Here is a 17,323-nt window from a genome sequence, read left to right on the forward strand (position 1 = left end):
CCGTCGAGACTGCGACCGAATCGGGACGCCATCCACGACTGACGACGCTCCGGACCGACACGACACACCATCTATGACCACGAACTCGACCACCGAGACGCGAACCGACCCAGTCAGTGCATCGACCCGCAGACGATTCGTCGCCGGCCTCGGCGCCGCCGGCCTCGCGACGACGCTTCCCTTCGCCGGAAGCGCGGCCGCCGACGGGACGGTCGTCGACGAGACGCTCGATACTGCGAGCGACACCCTCCAGGAGACCCTCGTCGTCTTCGAGGAGAACGACCAGGTCGACCGCCTCGCGGAACTGGACCTCGCGCTGGGGTATCACTCCTTTACTACCCTGCCGGTCGGCTACACCGAGCTCACGGGCGAACAGCTGCTCGCGGTCGCCGACTGGGACGAGGTCAGGTACGTCTCCGCGAACCGCGACCTGGAGTACTTCAACGACGACAGCCGGGAGACGACCGGTGCCGACCGCGTCCAGGACGGCGAGGACCTCGAGGCGGCCTACACCGGCGAGAACGTTCACACTGCCGTCATCGACACCGGCGTCGACGGCGCCCACCCCGACCTCGAAGGGAACCTCGAAGCGAACTGGCAGTGGGTCGGTGATCCGCTCGAGCAGGACGTCCTCTGGGAGGACCTCGGGCCCGTGAACACCGACGACAACGGCCACGGGACCCACTGCTGTGGCACCGTCGGCGGCGACGGCACCGAGAGCGACGGCGAGTACAAGGGGATCGCTCCCGACGCGGCGCTGACCTCCTACTCGGCGAACCTCTCGCTGACGCTCGTCACGATCGTCGCGGCCTATGACCACATGATCGAGCGCAAGCAGTCGGGCGAGACCGATATCCAGGTCGTGTCGAACTCGTACGGGCTGGCCGAGGACGAGGACTACGACCCGAACGATCCGGGCAACGTCGCCACCTGGCACGCGTTCGAAGCCGACATCCTGCCCGTGTTCGCCGCCGGCAACGACGGCCCCGAGACGAACACGCTGAACTTCTACACCCGGGGCCCGCACGTCCTCGGGGTGGCGGCGACCGAGGCCGACCAGACGGTGACCGACTTCTCCTCGCGCGGACGGTCCCCCGACTTCGATGGAGTGACCAACTACGACCGCGAAACGGCCTTCGAGAACCACCAGGCGTTCTACTCGGGCGACGACCCGGACGGCCCGCTGGGAGTCTACCGCAACGGCGTCGCCGCGAAGGGCGGAAGCGTGATGAGCACGCTCAATCCCACCCACGCGCTACAGGCGACCGAAACCGACGAGGAACTCTTCTACGGCCGCCTCTCGGGAACGAGCATGGCCTGTCCCGGTGTCGCCGGCTGTGCGACGCTGGTCGTCGACGCCTACTACGAGACCCACGGCGAGTATCCCGACGCGATCGACGTGCTGAACACGCTCGAGGCGACGGCCGTCGAGGATGTCTACGACGACTACACCGCAGAATCGGTCGGCGCCGGGTTCGCCGACGTCTACGCCGCGGTCGAACGCGCGGAGGCGGACGACCTCGCCGACTTCGGCGAGGCCACGATCGCACCCGGCGGCGAGTAGTCGGCCGGAACCTGGCGGGACGACTTCGGTACGGCTCGGTTCGTTCGGACCTTCTTTCGACGTACTCGATTCAGCCTGAAGTCAGCGGTCGAGCTCACTCCCGTTCGATCGGCCCTCCGGTAAGGGTCGACTCGTCGCCGACGGGACTCGACCCGTCCTCGACGATCGCGAACACCGCCGTGCCGTGGGCCGGGAGCTCCCACTCGAGCGGTTCGGCGGGGAGCCGTTCGCCGCGAACGCCGTCCCAGAGGACGAGCGAGTCGGCGTCCTGCGCGCTCGTCACGTACTCGGCGGGATCGAAGGTGATCGTCCGTGGCGCGTCGGCCCAGTTGAACACCGTAACCGTCGGCGCGCCGTCGCCGGGTCGCTCGCAGACGACCCGTTCGGGGAACTCGGAGCGTTCGAGACCCTCGACGGCGCCCGTCTCGACGGGCGGCAGCGAGCGCTCGAGCAGTCGCCGTCCCTCGGCGTCGATCTCGGCGATGCGGTCCGAGAAGACGTTGACACCCCCGGTCGTCGCGACGAGCGCGGCGAACGCCTCGCGCTCGGCCCGGGTGAGGTCGCTGGTCGCCCTGACGAGCTGGCAGTCGGGATCGTTCACCCACCAGCGACGGTGGAGCACCTGGCGGTTGAGCGTGTTTCGGACCGCGTTCTTCAGCGCCGGCTGGCTCGCCGCCTCGTCCTCGGTCTCCCAGACCGGGTCGGTGTCGGGCCCGATCCGCATCGCGTCGACCAGCCCGATGCTCGGGGCCAGGGGCGCGCCGCAGCCGAGCACGAGGACGTCGTCGCCGACCGTCTCGTCGACGATCTCGAGCCCGCGGCGGTAGGCCTCGAACCGGGTCGCATCCGGGTCGTGACGCTCGCCCGGGAGCGCCGCCGCGAAGAGGAAGTCGAGTTTGAGGTACGAAAACCCCCAGTCGTCGACGACGGTCGCAAACGTCTCCCGCAGCCATTCCTCTACCTCGGGATGGGTCGTGTCGAGCCCGTAGAGCTGCGAACCCGCTCGGAACCCGCCGTCGACGGGCTCGCCGACCCCGTCGTCCGCGGTTCCAGGTTCCGTTACGAACCAGTCGGGATAGTCCTCGTAGAGCGTGGCATCCCGCTCGACATAGAAGGGCGCGAGCCAGAGTCCGGGTCTGTACCCCGCCGTCTCGACGTCGTCCGCGAGGGCGACCATGTCGGAGAACCCCTCGTCGATCGAACGCCAGTCGCCGAACGCCTCCATGTAGCCGTCGTCCAGTTGAACGATGTCCACTGGAATCCCCCACTCCCGGAGCTCCTCGAGGTTCTCGCGGACGTCCGCCTCGGTAACGTCCGTAAAGTAGTGGTACCACGAACACCAGCCGGTCGGCACCGACTTGGGGACGCGAGCGTCCATCTCCTCGCCGATCAGGTCGGTAAGCGCCGCCAACCCTTCGCGGAGATCGCGGCTCGCGTCCACCCACAGGGTCGGGGCCTCGAGCGTCGCCCCGGGCTCGAGGGACGCCCCTTCGAACGGACAGACCGCCGTAACCTCGTGAACGCCGTCAGTGTCGTCGACGATATCGAACCGAGTACAGAACCGATCGTGCTCGAGGAATCCCATCGTGAGCGCCCGTTCTTCGTCGACGAATCCGGTCAGATAGCTGCTCGTCCGCCGATCGCTGGGGGCGGCGGGATCGAGCATCATCGGTGCGTTGTCCGAGTCCTCGGCTGGGAAGCGCTCGCCGACCGGGAGCGTCGCCGTCGGTGACCAGGATTGATAGCCGTGACGGTAGATCCGCGCGTTCGAGCCGAAGGCCGACTCCAGGGAGAGAATAAGCCGATCGAGCGACGCTGTCGTCCTGCCCTCGTTCGTGATTGCAACAGAGAGGGCGACCCCACCGGCTCGCTCCGTCGCTGCGATATCGGTTATCTCCAACTCTGCCGATCCATTCGTCGCCGTGGCGTCGAGGCGCCCCGAGAGCAGTTCGCCGCTCGCGTCGGCGATCGAAACGGAGTCGTCGAGACCGTACCGTACCCTGGTTTCGTCGACCGATAACTCATCCATAGCGACGCGTCGAACCGGCGTTACATATATGCTCTCATGGCAATGCTTAGGTAGCGGCCCCGTGACCTGCGCATATGCGTATCGGAGTCTGTTACTTTCCGGAGCACTGGCCCCGCGAGCGGTGGAAAACCGACGTTGCACAGATGGCCGAGGCCGGCCTCGAGTACGTCCGCATGGCGGAGTTCTCGTGGGCCGTGCTCGAACCCGAACGCGGCGAGTTCGAGTTCGAGTGGCTCGACGAGGCCGTCGACCTGATCGGCGAGTACGGGATGCAGGCGGTGCTCTGTACGCCGACGGCGACGCCACCGAAGTGGCTCGTCGACGAGCGACCCGAGATCCTCCAGGCGGAGCCCGACGGCACCGTCCGAGAACACGGCAGCCGTCGACACTACTGTTTCAACTCGGCGGCCTACCGCGAGGAGACCGACCGGATCGTCTCGAAACTCGCCGAGCGCTACGCCGACGATCCTCACGTCGCAGGCTGGCAGACCGACAACGAGTTCGGCTGTCACCGCACCGTTCGGTGCTACTGCGACGACTGCGCCGACGCCTTCCGCGAGTGGCTCGCCGAGACGTACGGCTCGATCGAGGCACTCAACGAGGCCTGGGGGAACACCTTCTGGAGTCAGCGCTACGCCTCCTTCGAGGCAGTTGACCCGCCGGGACCGACGGCCGCCGAACACCACCCCTCACGGCTGCTCGACTACGCCCGCTTTTCGAGCGATTCGGTCGTCGACTACAACCGACTGCAGGTCGACCTGCTCAGGGAGGCCAACCCCGATTGGTTCGTCACGCACAACTTCATGGGCCGGTTTCCCACCCTCGACGCCTACGCCGTCAGCGAGGACCTCGATCTGGTTTCGTGGGACTCCTATCCGACGGGGTTCGTCCAGGACCGTCTCGAAGGCGAGCCGACCCCCGACCAGCTGCGGGCGGGTGACCCCGACCAGCTCGGGATGGACCACGACCTCTACCGGAGCGCCCTCGACAGACCGTTCTGGGTGATGGAACAACAACCCGGGGACGTCAACTGGCCACCCCACTGCCCCCAGCCCGGTGAGGGAGCGATGCGCCTGTGGGCCCACCACGCGAGCGCCCACGGCGCCGACGCGGTGCTTTACTTCCGCTGGCGGCGCTGTCTCGAGGGCCAGGAACAGTACCACGCCGGCCTCCGGAAGCAGGACGGCTCGCCGGATCGGGGCTACGAGGACGCGATCCGGGCCGCCGCCGAACTGGCGGACGTTGGCGAGGCAGACCACGTCGACGCCTCAGTCGCCCTGCTGTTCGACTACGACAACCTCTGGGCGCTCGACGAACAGCCGCATGCACCTGACTTCGACTACTGGAGCCTGCTCGACGCCTTCTACGGGGCGTGCCGGGCTCGAGGGGTACAGGTCGACGTCGTCCACCCGACGACCGCGCTCTCCGGGTACGACGCCGTCGTCGCGCCGGCGCTGCACTTGGTCACCGACGGGCTCGCAAAGCGACTGACGGACTACGTCGAGACGGGCGGCGAGCTCCTGTTCGGCCCGCGGACGGGCGTCAAAGACGAGTACAACAAGCTTCGGCCCGCTCCGCAGCCGGGACCGCTCGCGGACCTCGTCGGTGCGACCGTCGACCAGCACGAGTCCCTGCCCTCGCAAGTCGAGACCCGCGTGTGCCGCGTCGACGGCGACGAGACCTACGCGTTCCGCACCTGGTCCGAGTGGCTCGAGGCCGACGCCGCGACCCCGCTGTTCGAGTACGACACCGACGGGATCGAGGCGGGCCGAACGGCGGCCGTCGAGAACGGCGTCCGCGAGGGCAGGGTCGTCTACTGTGGCGTCTGGCCGGGCGCCGACCTGGCCGACGCGCTCGTCGCCCCGCTGCTCGAACGTGCCGGCGTTCCGTCCTGCGATCGACTCCCCGAGGGGCTCCGGGTCGGCGAGCGCGGCGACTACACGTGGGTGACGAACTTCTCGAGCGATCGGTTCGCGATCGAGCCCGACGAGGACGTCGAGTGGCTGGTCGGCGAGAGAACGGTCGACGCCTACGACGTCGCGGTCGCGGACGGACGGATCGTCGACGGCCTCTCAGTCGAGCGGCTCGATTCGCGGTAGTCGATCGTCCCGATACCGCTCGTTCCGGAGAGTGCGGCCAGCCCCATCGTCAGTGTCGGCCCCGATCGCCGTGCAGGAACATACTAATCCGACCGGCAGCTCGTTTCGACCGACCGCTATGAAGATCGCGCTCGATCTGGAGGGCGTCCTCGCCGACTCGATGGGCTACTTTCTCGATCGGTACAACGCCCAGCGTGGGACGGCCTACGCGAAGTCCGACGTCGATAGCTGGAGGTGGGTCCCGACGGTGGTCGGGTTCGAGACGTTCGATTCGATCGTCAACCGTGGCTGGCGAACCAACCCGTCGAAGATACAGTACAGCGTCGAGGACCTCCCGGCGAGGCTCCCGTCGCTGATGACGGCGACCGATCTCCGCGTGGATATCGTGACCGCACGGACTGGCGTCGAGGAGTCGATGCAACGATGGCTGGCTACGGCCGGGCTTCCCTACGACGAGTTCGTCGCGATCGATACTCGACCGAAGCCGGAACTGGCGTACGACGTCTTTATCGACGACGATCCGACCCTCTCGCGGCACCTCTCTTCCGAGCAGATCCAGGTACTGGTCTCGCAACCCTGGAACGAACACGTGGCGTGCGACGGCGATCGCGTCCGTCGCGTCCCGTCGGTGCTTTCGGCGTTCGAACGGCTCCCACCGTCCGCGACGGGAAGGTCGACATCCGAGTGACGTCCTCGACCGCCGCGAACGGCTGGATGCTCTCGCGGTTTCCCGAGAGCGCTGCTCCTACTGCGACGGACGATCCCTCAGGAACGCCGCGCCGTGTGCGAGCGACGCGGCGGGATCGTCGGGATCGTCATGCTCGTAGACGAGCCACTCGGCACCGGCGTCTGCGGCGGCCTCGACGCAGGCCTGCACGTCGACGTCGCCCTCGCCGAGTTCGGCAAATGCTGGTTCCGTCCCGCCAAGATCCATGTCCTTCAGATGGACCGTCCGGACTCGTCCCTCGAGTTTCCGAAGGCGCTCGGCGGGGTCGTCGCCGGCGGCGAGCGCCCAGCCGACGTCGAGTTCGAGTCCGACGTCGGTCGACTCAAGGAAGCGCTCGAACGCCGCCCCCTCGTCGAGATCCGCGTACTCGTGGTCGTGGTTGTGATAGAACAGCTCCCAGCCGTCCTCCGCGAGATCAGCCGCCAGCGCGTCGAGGCGCGCGGCGGTCTCGTCGACGGCCGTCGCGGATTCGAACCGTTCGGGATCGAGCCACGGGACGACGACGCCGTCGATTCCGAGCGGCGCGTAGGCCTCTCGGACGGCGTCGCGATCGTTCTCGAGCGTCTCGATGTCGACGTGTGGCGGTGTCGCCTCGAGTCTCCGCGCGTCGAGCGTTTCTGCGAGCGCGTCGGGGTCATCGTACAGCGGCGAGTACTCGCCGGCGAACTGGACGCCGTCGTAGCCCACGTCGGCGACGCGCTCGAGTACTTCGCTCAGGGAGTTGTCGAGATCACGAACGCTATAGAGGTTGATCGCGGTTTTTGGCATACGTCTGCCCACACGCCGCCGGAGTAATGAACTACCGATGTCGGAACCGCAACGCCGCTCTCGGCGACGGACTCTCGGTCGACTACCACTCGGCGACGCTGCCGTCGTCGTGACGCCAGACGGGGTTGTGCCAGTCGACGCCTCCGGTCTGCTCGCGGACGTGGTCTTCGTCGATCTCGATGCCGAGTCCCGGCCCGTCGGGGAGGTCGACGTAGCCGTCGCGGTACTCGAAGACCGACGGATCGGCGAGGTAGTCGAGAACGTCACTGGTCTCATTGTAGTGGATGTCCAGGCTCTGTTCTTGGATCAGGGTGTTCGGCGAGCAGGCGTCGACCTGGATACACGAGGCGAGCGCGATCGGACCCAGGGGGCAGTGAGGTGCCACGGAGACGTCGTAGGACTCGGCCATTGCCGCGATCTTCTTGACCTCCGTGATCCCGCCCGCATGCGAGAGATCGGGCTGGATCACGTCGACGGCGTTCGACTCGAAGATCTCCTTGAAATCCCACCGCGAGTACATCCGCTCTCCCGTTGCGATCGGGATCGTCGTCGACGCCCGGATATCGGCCAGTGCGTCGTTGTGCTCGGGCAGCACCGGTTCTTCGATGAACATCGGATCGTACGGCTCGAGAGCGCGGGCCAACCGGCGAACCATCGGCTTCGAGACCCGGCCATGGAAGTCGACGCCGATGTCGACCTCGCTGCCAACGGCCTCGCGAACGGCGGCGATGCGGTCGACGGCCTCCTCGACGGCCCGCGGGTTGTCGACGGGTCGGATCTCGGGTGTGGCGTTCATCTTGAGCGCGCTAAACCCTTCCTCGACCTTCTCGCGGGCGGCGCCGCCGACGTCGCGCGGGCGGTCGCCGCCGATCCACTGGTAGACCCGCACGCGGTTGCGGGCCTTCCCGCCGAGCAGTTCGTACACCGGCGCGCCGAAGCGTTTCCCCTTGATGTCCCATAGCGCCTGATCGACGCCCGCGATCGCGGACATGAGGACAGGGCCGCCACGGTAGAAGCCGCCGCGGTACATCGCCTGCCAGTGATCTTCGATCGCGCTCGGATCCTCGCCAAGCAGGTAGTTGTCCATCAGCTCTTCGACCGCCGTTCTGACGGTTTTCGCTCGGCCTTCGACGACCGGCTCGCCCCAACCGACGGTGCCGTCGCTCGTCGTTACCTTCAAGAATAGCCAGCGGGGCGGGACCTCGAACAGTTCGTAGTCAGTGATTCGCATACTATCGTGCCTCCGTACCGATACCGGCGGCAACCGCGTCGGTTTTCGTCTTCAGCGCCTCGCCAGTGTCGACGTCGAAGAGGTAGAGTGCGCTCTCGTCGAACGCGAACGCGACCTCCTCGCCCGCCTGCGGGCGAAGGGTTGGATCGATTCGAGCCGTCAGTTCGTGCTCGCCGAGCTCCATATAACAGAAGTTCTCGTTGCCCATCGGTTCGACGACAGACACCGTCGCCCGGTTCGACCCGCCCTTGACGAGCGTGATGTCTTCCGGCCGGACGCCGACGCGAACGCGCGAGCGCCCCTCGACCGGTTCCGGATTCGAAAGCTCGTAGGTGAACCCAGCTGGACCGGAGAGCGTCGTCCCGTCGACCTCGGCGGTGAGCAGGTTGATGCTCGGCGAGCCGATGAACGTCGCGACGAACTCGTTAGCCGGACTTCGATAGACGTCCTCCGGCGGACCGACCTGCTGGAGAATCCCGTCGTTCATCACGGCGATTCGGTCGCCCATCGCCATCGCCTCAGTCTGGTCGTGGGTGACGTACACCGTCGTCACGTCGAGGTCGTGCTGAAGCTCCTGCAGTTCGGTTCGCATCTCCGCGCGCAGCTTCGCGTCTAAGTTCGAGAGCGGTTCGTCCATCAAGAACACTGCCGGCTCGCGGACGATCGCCCGCCCGAGCGCGACTCGCTGTTGCTGACCGCCAGAGAGCTCCTTCGGCTTATCGTCGAGCAGGGGAGTGATGCCGAGCATCTCGGCGACGGATTCGACCCGCTCTGCGATCTCGGCTGAAGGGAGCGACGACGAGAGCTTCAGCCCGAAGCCGATGTTCTGTCGGACGGTCATATGCGGGTACAGCGCGTAGTTCTGGAACACCATCGCGACGTCGCGCTCGCTGCCCCGGAGGTCGGTTACCTCGCGGTCACCGAAGTGGATCGAGCCTTCGGTGACGTCTTCAAGCCCCGCGATGCAGCGAAGCGTCGTCGACTTTCCACAGCCCGAGGGGCCGACGAGAACGAGGAACTCCCCGTCCTTGACGCCGAGGTCGAGATCCTCGACGGCGACGATCGATTCGTCGCCGGAGTCGTACACCTTTACGAGATCCGTAATATCTATGCGTGCCATTGGAATCGTTGTGCGTTCATGTTACTCTTTGAGCGATCCCGCCAGGATGCCGCTGACGAACTGTTTCTGGAGCACCAGAAACAGGATCGCCAGCGGGATGATCGCGAGCGAGCTCGCGACCATGATCTGGTCGTAGTTGATTCGTCGACTCTCCTCGAGGCCGGACAGCGCAACCGGGATCGTGTAGTTGGCGGACGACTCGAGGATGACCAGCGGGTAGAGAAAGAGATCCCACTGGAACAGAAAGAGGATGATCGCGAGTGCGGCGAGCGAGGATCGCATCGCCGGCAGCGCGATCCGGTAGAAGATCTGGAACTCCGTCGCGCCGTCCATCCGCGCGGACTCGAGCAACGCGTCGGGGATCGAGCGCATGTTCTGGCGCATCAGGAAGATCCCGATCGGGTTCGCGAGCCACGGGAGGATGATCGCGCGGAACGTGTCCATCCAGCCGATCTGGGACATCATCAGGAACAGCGGGATGACCAGCAGCTGGATCGGCAGGACGAGCGTCGCAAGGATCAGGTAGAAGATCGGCTCCTTGAACCGGAACTCGTACTTCGCGAAGGCAAAGCCCGCCATCGAGCACAGCAGCACCGACAGGACGGTGTAGACGACGGCGATGAAGACGCTGTTCCAGATCGAGACGACGAACTCGGTTTCCGCGTGCAAGACCGCGAAGTTCTCGAAGAAGTGCGTTCCCGGGTACAGTCGCGGCGGGAACTGGATGAACTCCTCCTGAGGCAGCGTCGCGGCGACGATCATCCAGTACAGCGGCACCATCATCGCGACCGTCATCACGAGGATGAACGAGTAGGTGAGGAACTTCCAGACGGCGTCCTTGCGTCGCTGTTCGCGCATCAGTCGTCACCTCCGATCTTGATCTGGACGATCGAGATGACGCTGACGATCGCCACGAAGACGACGGTGAGCGCGCTCGCGTAGCCGAGGTTTGGACTGCCGACGAACGCCTCCTCGTAGATGTACTGAACGATGGTGATCGTCGCGTTCGTCGGACCGCCGCCGGTGATGACGTACGGCTCGGCGAACAGTTTGAACGTCCCGATCGTCGAGAGCACGACGACGAACAGGAGAACGGGTTTGAGCTGAGGGAGCGTCACGTACCGGAACTTCTCCCAGCGGCTCGCGCCGTCGATTTCGGCGGCTTCGTAGAGCTGCTGCGGGATCGTCTGTAACCCCGCCAGCAGGATGATCATGTTGTAGCCCGTCCAGCGCCAGGTGACGGCACCGACGATCGTCTTTCGGGCCCAGAACTCGCTTCGCATCCACTCGATCGGCTGGACGCCGACCACCGAGAGCAGGTAGTTGATGAACCCGGTCTCGTTGAACAGGATCAGAAAGATCGTCGAGTACGCGACGATGTTCGCCGACACCGGCAGCGCGATCGCTGTCCGAAAGACGCCCTTGAATCGGACGAAGCCGGCGTTCAAGGCGAGCGCGAGCGCCAGCGCCAGCCCGATCATAATCGGCACCTGAATTGCCAGGATGTACGTCGTGTTGAACATCGACTGCCAGAACAGGCCGTCGGCGAGCATGCTCGTGTAGTTGCCGAAACCGACGAACTGGAGTTCGGCGATTCGGGGTACCTCGAAGAAAATCGGCCCGAGATCGACGTAGAACAGTCGTCCGTCGCCGACCCCCTGGTACTCGAAGAACGAGAGGTAGATCGTGTAGACGATTGGGAACAGCAGGAACAGCCCAAACAGGACGAAGAACGGCGAGATCAGCAGGTACGCGACCTGCGATCTGGTAAGCGAGGGGGTCCGCTCGGTGAGCTCGCGCCGGAACGAGCGAAACCGGTCCCAGAGCCGATGGTAGCCGTCCGAAGTGTGTTTCGTAGACATAAAGGAAAGAGTCGCTCAGGCGAGGTCCCGATCCGTTCGGTCGGCGACGTACTCGGCTGCGGCTATCACGGTCTCTTCTGGATCCTCGTCGTCGCGGAGCATTCGGAGGAACTCGTTGTTGATCGCGTCCGAGACATACGGCGTGTCAACGGAGTACTCGTACTCGGGCATCTCCTCGGCGACGTCGGCGAAGAGTCGGCGCGCGGCCTGACCGTCGTAGAAGTCAAGTTCCTCGTCGAAGACGTCGTCGTGATCGTAGGTGGTCTCGAGCGCGGGGAACAGCCCGTACTCGTCGTACATGAGGAGCTGCATCTCGTCGGTCGCAAGCGACCACTTGACGTAGTCGAAGGCGCGGTTCTGCTCGGCGCTTTCGATCTGACTGGGGATCATCAGGCTCGACCCGCCCCAGTTCGACGCGCGCGGGCCGCCCTCTTCGTGGGCGGGGATGCGGTAGACGCCCCAGTTTCCGGCCGTATCCGGAAGCTCGTCGCGAAGGGTTCCTTCCATCCATGCGGCCGACGGGAGCGAGGCGATCTCGCCCTCGCCGTAGCCGTTGAACCACTCGGTCGACCAGCCGTCGTACGTCGAGGCGAGGCCGGCGTCGTACAGCTCCTTGAGCGTCTCGGCGATCATCACCGAGTCGTCGTTGTGGATGTTTACCTCGCCGTCGTCGGTGAAGGGCTGGTTGCCGAGCTGACGGAACTGGTAGCGCCAGACGCCATCAAGGTCGTTCTCCGGAATGTTGAACATGTAGATGTCGTCGGGCAGCTGCTCGCCTTGCTCCTGGAAGTCGTCCCACGTCTCGATCTCGTCGGCGTCGAGTCCGTGCTCGTCGTAGATGTCGCGCCGGTAGAAGACGGCGGTCGGGCCGATGTCCCACGGCAGCGCGTAGATCGAGTCGTCCTCGACGAGCGACGCCCACGCACCGTCGACGAAGTCCGCCTCGATCCCGGCTTCGTCCACACGGTCGGTAATATCCTGGACTGCACCCGTACCGATCTCAGCAGGGCCGTCGATCAGCTCGAGCATGGCGACGTCGGGTGCTCCGGAGCCGCCCGTGAGCCGACTTCGGAGATCTTCCTTCATCGCGTCCTGACCGTGTTCTTCGACGTTGATCGTCGCATCGTGTTCAGCTTCGTACTCCTCGGCGGTCAACTCGAGCGACCGGGCAGCGACGTCCCATCCCCACGCTTCGATCTCGTCGGCCATCTCGTCGCTATCTGTGTCATCGCTGTCATCGTCATCAGGGTCGCCGGTTCCGACACACCCCGCGAGCGCAGCGCCACTAAGCGCTGCAGCACCGGTCATCAGCCGCCGTCTTCCGAGCCGTCCGTACATGGTATTTTGTGACATATACTCACTCGCCATCCACACTCAGTCACGATTATAACTTAAACCTTTTCCACTTGCCGCCAGAGAACGGACGACAGAGAGCTTGTGAAAGCGTTTTTAGTGAGAGAACAGGTCTATTTTAAATACTATTCTACACCGCAGAGGTGAGAGAGGCGGAGTATGTTGCCGGGTAGCTGCAGCTACAGTCACGTTCGACGCCCCGATCAGAGGATGTTGTTCACCGATGGGGAACAACTGTTTAGTATCCGGATTACCGTAGTTCAGAGCGAAACGATGGGGGACATCGACGGGGTTTCGGTGCAGGCGACCGCGACGACGTTCTCGGTCATCGAAGCGCTACGCGACCGACATCGGGCCGGCGTCACCGAGTTAGCAACCGAGCTCGGCCGCTCGAAGAGCGCCGTTCACAACCATCTCGATACGCTCGTCACGCTCGGCTACGTTCGGCGCACCGAGGAGGGGTATACACTCACTCACGAGTTCCTCCGACTCGGGTTAGCCATGCGTGAACAGAGTCCGGTTTACGCTGCCAGCAAAGCTGAACTTCGAACGCTCGCCCGGACAACCGGCGAACTGGTCAATCTGGTTATTCCCGAAGCAGACCACGGTATCTACCTCCACCGAGTAGGCAACGGTGAGCATCCGATTCCGGAGGGAGGACAGGTAGCGCTACACGCTTCGGCGGCCGGAAAAGCGATTCTCGCCTTTCGCGAGTATGACGCAGTCGATATGTACGTCGAGAACCACGGCCTGTCAGCAATCACAGATCGAACCGTCACCGACCCAGAAACATTGCGAAGTGAACTTCGATCAATTCGCGACCAGCGGATCGCGTTCGATCGGGGCGAACAGACACCCGACTGGCAGTGTGTCGCCAGCCCGATCGTCGTCGGCACGGAACCTATCGCAGCAATCAGTGTCTCGGGTCCTGCCGACCGAATGCGTGGCAAACGTCTCGAAGAAGACGTCACCGGCCTCGTCGTCAGCACGGCGAAGGCGATCGAGCTCGAACTACTCGACTCGAGCGACGTCGAGAGCTGAGTCTCGAGTCGAGACAACGGCTGGGTCGAGCCGAGTCACCAGCAAGGGCCCTCTCACGGTATTTCACCACACTGACACGGAGTTCGGCCACCCGAACTGCTTGGGTGATCTTCGACAGTGGCTCAGACGCCTAGCGCCGGCGGCAGGTCAAGTTCGGAGGCCGTCGGAGCGTTCGTCGAAACCGCCGAAGACTCGAGAACGTGGAGAACGAGAGAGTCGGTGGGCTTAGCGAGGCTATTCGGAGGTCGGTGTTTTAGTCCGGATCGCCTCGGGAGCGATCCCGTTGACGGCCGCGAACACCGCGCCGAGGACCAGTCCGTAGACGAGGTGACCGACCGCGAACAGCAACGCGGCGAACAGCTCCGCTGCCATTCCGGGGACGGGCAAGAACGGCAGCGGGAAGGTCCCGATCCCAGCCCGCGCCATCGCGGCCGGAAAGATCAGTCCCCCAGCGACGATGCCGAGCACCGTCCCGAAGACGATCCCGGCGATGAGGTACTCCCGAAAGCTGCCGACGACGTCCTGAATCGCTGGTCTCGTGACGACTGCCGCGAACGTCAGCCCGAACAGGACGCTGAGTATCAGGTGAATCGTCCAGCCCGCACCGACGTCCGCAGCCGGAATCGGTGCGAGGCCACCGAGCAGTTCGATCTGGTTCCCTCCGAGATGGAGGAGCACTCCCATCGCGATACCGCCGGCCAGACCGCCGGTGAAGCCGCCGCCCCAGCGACCGACGCCGTCGATCGGTTGTGTGCTATTCTCTACCATAGAGGGAGTAGGGGGTTCTGCCAGAATAATCCTCTCATTGCCCTCGTACCGTGACTATCTCTCGGCCGGAGGGAACCGGCGGAAACCGGAACCGGTGACGGTTTTGTATAACTACATGAAATTTATACTTCCGCGAGACGGACGCTGACCGCTTCTCGAGATCGACGGCGTCCGGGACGAAAGAACCGCTACTCGCGGACCGACTCGAAGGATCCATCGGCGATCGAGGCTGCCAACTCGTCGCTCTCGAGGTCGTCGGGAACGTACTGGGGATACTTCCGCCGGAAGTAGCCGAGCACGTTCTCGAGGTCGCGTTCCAGGAACTCGTCGGCGTTGGCGTGGTCGGTGGGCACCGCTTGCGGCCAGTCGAACACCTTCACGCCCTCCTCGTTGACGAAGACGTTGTACTCGCTCATGTCGGCGTGAACGTACCCCGCCTCGTACGCGCCCGCGATCTCGGTGACGAGCAGATCGAGCACACCGAGCACCTGATCGGGCTCGAGTCTCGTCCGGGAGAGTTCGACGCCGTCCATCTTCTCCATGACGATGGCGTGGCGGTTCTGATCGATCGGCCGGGGAACGGCGACGTCCGGGTAGAGCTCCTCGAGAATGTCGTGTTCGCGCTCGGCCGCCTTGCGCGCGGTGTACATCCAGGAGACGTGGTCCTTGTCCGAGGTGTAATCGCGCTCCTTGTGGACCTCCCGGAAGTTCGTATACCCCTCGCGGTGGTACTTCAGCGCCAGGGGCTTGTAGGAGCGGACCTCGTAGACGTCGCTCTCCTTGCCGACACCCAGCGGCGAGCCGAACTCGCCTATCGTCTCCCGTTCGACGAGCGCCCGCAGCGCGAGCGCGTCGTACCCCTCGAACTGGAGGGTGTACCCCTCGTACTGGATCGTCTTCTTCTCGACGAGCCCGCGTTTGAGACAGCGCTCGAGGCGGTAGTCGACCTCTTCCTCGGTCAGATTGGCGAACTTCGGGATCTTTTCCCGCTGGACCCACTCCGAGAAGCGCATTCCCTGCTCCACGCCCGAGAGGAGATAGAAGTCCTCTTCCTCGAGCTCCGGCAGTAACTCGGCGACGTTCCGCACCATGTCTCGAAGCTACCCGTTCGGCACGTAAAAACGTCGTGACAACGGCTACGCGGGCCGATCCGTACGCGCCGTCGTCTACGACGAAAAGACGGAGGGCCCCGACTGTAAACCGCTGAGGACGATACGAAATCTACCCGTCGGCGCAATCCAGAGATTCGGCATTTGGAAACCTACAAATGAACTCACCGAAAACACAGTTGAAACATAAGATACCGGTTTTCAGACTATCTCCCCACAGTTTGCAAGAGAAATATCGATTATTTGGTGTATTCAGAGGAGTGTTTCGAGGGGCAGGTCACCCCTCTATAAAGATTTTATAACCAGTTAGGATGGGGACGGTGGTCAAAGTCTTCAATATCGACTGTATTCTCTACTGTCAGTGTCCATGAATCGTCGTTCTCTACATCACGATAGTTGACATGCATTGGTCAGCGGACAATGATTACGGGAACTGGTGCACGTTTAGACACAGTTTCAGTTACGTTTCCAATAAGAAACCGGTGTGCTGCGCGGTTCCAGTCTGCGCCGTGAGCACCGAGCACAATCGTATCGTAGTCCTCAGCGCGGTCAAGGATATTCCGGGCAGGATGGCCGATACCAACGATTGTGTTAATCTCTCGATCACGCTCGTCGGCGGTCTCGTGAGCGCGTTCGAAAACCGGCTCAGCGCGTTTGGCAGCAGCCCCACTGATATCATCTTCAAGAGCGAGGGCCGTCGCCTCACCCATCATCATTGATGGCACACCAACAACGTGTAAGACGGTGATTTCGGCCTCTGGATAATTGTCGAGCGCATATTCGAGGGCTTGACTAGCGTGGTCGGAGTCATCCATCGGAACAAGAATTTGTGAGCCCATATCCCAAAAGACGTTTTCCAGCTACCTAACTCCCAATGTCAGGCGACTCCCGGAACGAGAATGAAGAATCCGTAGGCCAGAAGTGTCGAGACCGAGGGGCCGATAATCCACATCGAGATATATTTCATCACGGCACGTGGATTGAAGAGGTCACCCGCTTTGAGTACCTCTTCCGGTTCTTCTTCACCAATCGGTGCGGCTGGTTTGCCTTCCATCTCGTCGGCGGTGATTGCACCTGGGACAACCTCGCTCTCTTTCGTGTCTTGAGTAACGGCCTCACGGAAGGTAATCGGTCGAGTTGCGCGACCCCACCCAATGCCGACAATCGTCATCACCGTTGCCATCACGAGGCTGATTGGAATCCCAATCCACGAGAGAAGCGTTGTGATCGTCGATGCCGTAACCATGACGAACAGCGCTGCGAGTAGCGGGATGTCACTCAGTTCGCCCCCGACAGAGTCCATCGTCCGGCGGGCGATGGTGAACCCACCGACTCCGATAGCAAGCGTGGCGATGACAATCGCTATATTCGCTTCCAACCCTGCTTCGCCCACCAGCGGTGCAGCGGCGTTCGGCACGTTACTCGCCCCGGCACTAAATGCCATGTAACAACCAATGACGAGGACAACTGCCGTGCTACCGATTTCAGACCACGTCGTGTTTGGGCCGAACGTGGGCTTCGGAATTTTTCCGTCTCGTTCAAGAGTTAGCAATGGGCCATCTGATTTTTCAATCTGTACTCGTCGGTTGACTTCCGGATAGATGTATCGTCCAATAACACCGCCAATCCAGAACCCAATGATTGGTGTTACG

The 17,323-nt window shown here is 63.6% G+C and carries 15 protein-coding genes; 4 read left to right on the plus strand and 11 right to left on the minus strand.

Annotation, left to right across the window (positions count from 1 at the left end; genetic code table 11):
* Positions 1 to 73 precede the first annotated feature (73 nt).
* Entirely contained in the window at positions 74 to 1,564 is a 1,491-nt protein-coding gene (locus QA600_RS06900; RefSeq protein WP_278291215.1) for a S8 family serine peptidase, read from the plus strand.
* A 94-nt stretch (positions 1,565 to 1,658) separates the two neighbouring features.
* Here QA600_RS06900 and QA600_RS06905 read toward each other — a convergent pair whose 3' ends face one another.
* Entirely contained in the window at positions 1,659 to 3,593 is a 1,935-nt protein-coding gene (locus QA600_RS06905) for a glycoside hydrolase family 36 protein (RefSeq protein WP_278291216.1), read from the minus strand.
* A 74-nt stretch (positions 3,594 to 3,667) separates the two neighbouring features.
* On the opposite strand from QA600_RS06905, the gene QA600_RS06910 reads away from it, so the two are divergent.
* Complete coding sequence (locus QA600_RS06910) at positions 3,668 to 5,692, plus strand: beta-galactosidase (protein WP_278291217.1); 2,025 nt, start codon at positions 3,668 to 3,670, stop codon at positions 5,690 to 5,692.
* A 118-nt stretch (positions 5,693 to 5,810) separates the two neighbouring features.
* Positions 5,811 to 6,380: a hypothetical protein gene (locus tag QA600_RS06915; protein ID WP_278291218.1), complete on the plus strand. Its 570-nt coding sequence runs from the start codon at positions 5,811 to 5,813 to the stop codon at positions 6,378 to 6,380.
* A 57-nt stretch (positions 6,381 to 6,437) separates the two neighbouring features.
* On the opposite strand, the gene QA600_RS06920 is transcribed toward QA600_RS06915, so the two are convergent.
* The 6 genes from QA600_RS06920 to QA600_RS06945 all read right to left on the minus strand — a co-directional run bounded on the left by QA600_RS06920 (position 6,438) and on the right by QA600_RS06945 (position 12,753).
* Positions 6,438 to 7,187, minus strand: a complete 750-nt coding sequence (locus QA600_RS06920) for a sugar phosphate isomerase/epimerase (protein WP_278291219.1) — start codon at positions 7,185 to 7,187, stop codon at positions 6,438 to 6,440.
* An 82-nt stretch (positions 7,188 to 7,269) separates the two neighbouring features.
* The gene (dgoD, locus tag QA600_RS06925) at positions 7,270 to 8,418 is read right to left on the minus strand and encodes a galactonate dehydratase (RefSeq protein WP_278291220.1); all 1,149 of its coding nucleotides are present in this window, start codon (positions 8,416 to 8,418) and stop codon (positions 7,270 to 7,272) included.
* A gap of 1 nt (position 8,419) precedes the next feature.
* Positions 8,420 to 9,538, minus strand: coding sequence for an ABC transporter ATP-binding protein (locus QA600_RS06930; protein WP_278291221.1), 1,119 nt, complete (start codon positions 9,536 to 9,538; stop codon positions 8,420 to 8,422).
* A 21-nt stretch (positions 9,539 to 9,559) separates the two neighbouring features.
* Positions 9,560 to 10,396 (minus strand): carbohydrate ABC transporter permease, encoded by an 837-nt coding sequence (locus QA600_RS06935; protein WP_278291222.1) that lies wholly within the window; start codon positions 10,394 to 10,396, stop codon positions 9,560 to 9,562.
* A complete protein-coding gene (locus QA600_RS06940; protein ID WP_278291223.1) occupies positions 10,396 to 11,400 on the minus strand; it encodes a sugar ABC transporter permease in 1,005 nt (334 codons plus the stop codon). The genes QA600_RS06935 and QA600_RS06940 overlap by 1 nt, the downstream gene beginning before the upstream one ends.
* Before the next feature lie 15 nt (positions 11,401 to 11,415).
* Positions 11,416 to 12,753, minus strand: a complete 1,338-nt coding sequence (locus QA600_RS06945) for an extracellular solute-binding protein (RefSeq protein ID WP_278291224.1) — start codon at positions 12,751 to 12,753, stop codon at positions 11,416 to 11,418.
* Between the two features lie 273 nt (positions 12,754 to 13,026).
* Between QA600_RS06945 and QA600_RS06950 the strand changes: the two genes are divergently transcribed.
* A complete protein-coding gene (locus QA600_RS06950) occupies positions 13,027 to 13,794 on the plus strand; it encodes an IclR family transcriptional regulator (RefSeq protein WP_278291225.1) in 768 nt (255 codons plus the stop codon).
* A 234-nt stretch (positions 13,795 to 14,028) separates the two neighbouring features.
* Here the strand turns inward: QA600_RS06950 and QA600_RS06955 are convergent, their stop codons facing one another.
* The 4 genes from QA600_RS06955 to QA600_RS06970 all read right to left on the minus strand — a co-directional run.
* Positions 14,029 to 14,562: a hypothetical protein gene (locus QA600_RS06955; RefSeq protein WP_278291226.1), complete on the minus strand. Its 534-nt coding sequence runs from the start codon at positions 14,560 to 14,562 to the stop codon at positions 14,029 to 14,031.
* Positions 14,563 to 14,750: 188 nt separating this feature from the next.
* Positions 14,751 to 15,653, minus strand: coding sequence for an RIO1 family regulatory kinase/ATPase (locus QA600_RS06960; RefSeq protein ID WP_278291227.1), 903 nt, complete (start codon positions 15,651 to 15,653; stop codon positions 14,751 to 14,753).
* 428 nt (positions 15,654 to 16,081) lie between these two features.
* Positions 16,082 to 16,510 (minus strand): universal stress protein, encoded by a 429-nt coding sequence (locus tag QA600_RS06965; RefSeq protein ID WP_278291228.1) that lies wholly within the window; start codon positions 16,508 to 16,510, stop codon positions 16,082 to 16,084.
* 38 nt (positions 16,511 to 16,548) lie between these two features.
* Positions 16,549 to 17,323 (minus strand): inorganic phosphate transporter (locus tag QA600_RS06970; RefSeq protein WP_278291229.1); only part of this gene is annotated, 775 nt, incomplete at its 5' end.

This window comes from Natronococcus sp. A-GB1 (assembly GCF_029688845.1).
Lineage (GTDB): Archaea > Halobacteriota > Halobacteria > Halobacteriales > Natrialbaceae > Natronococcus.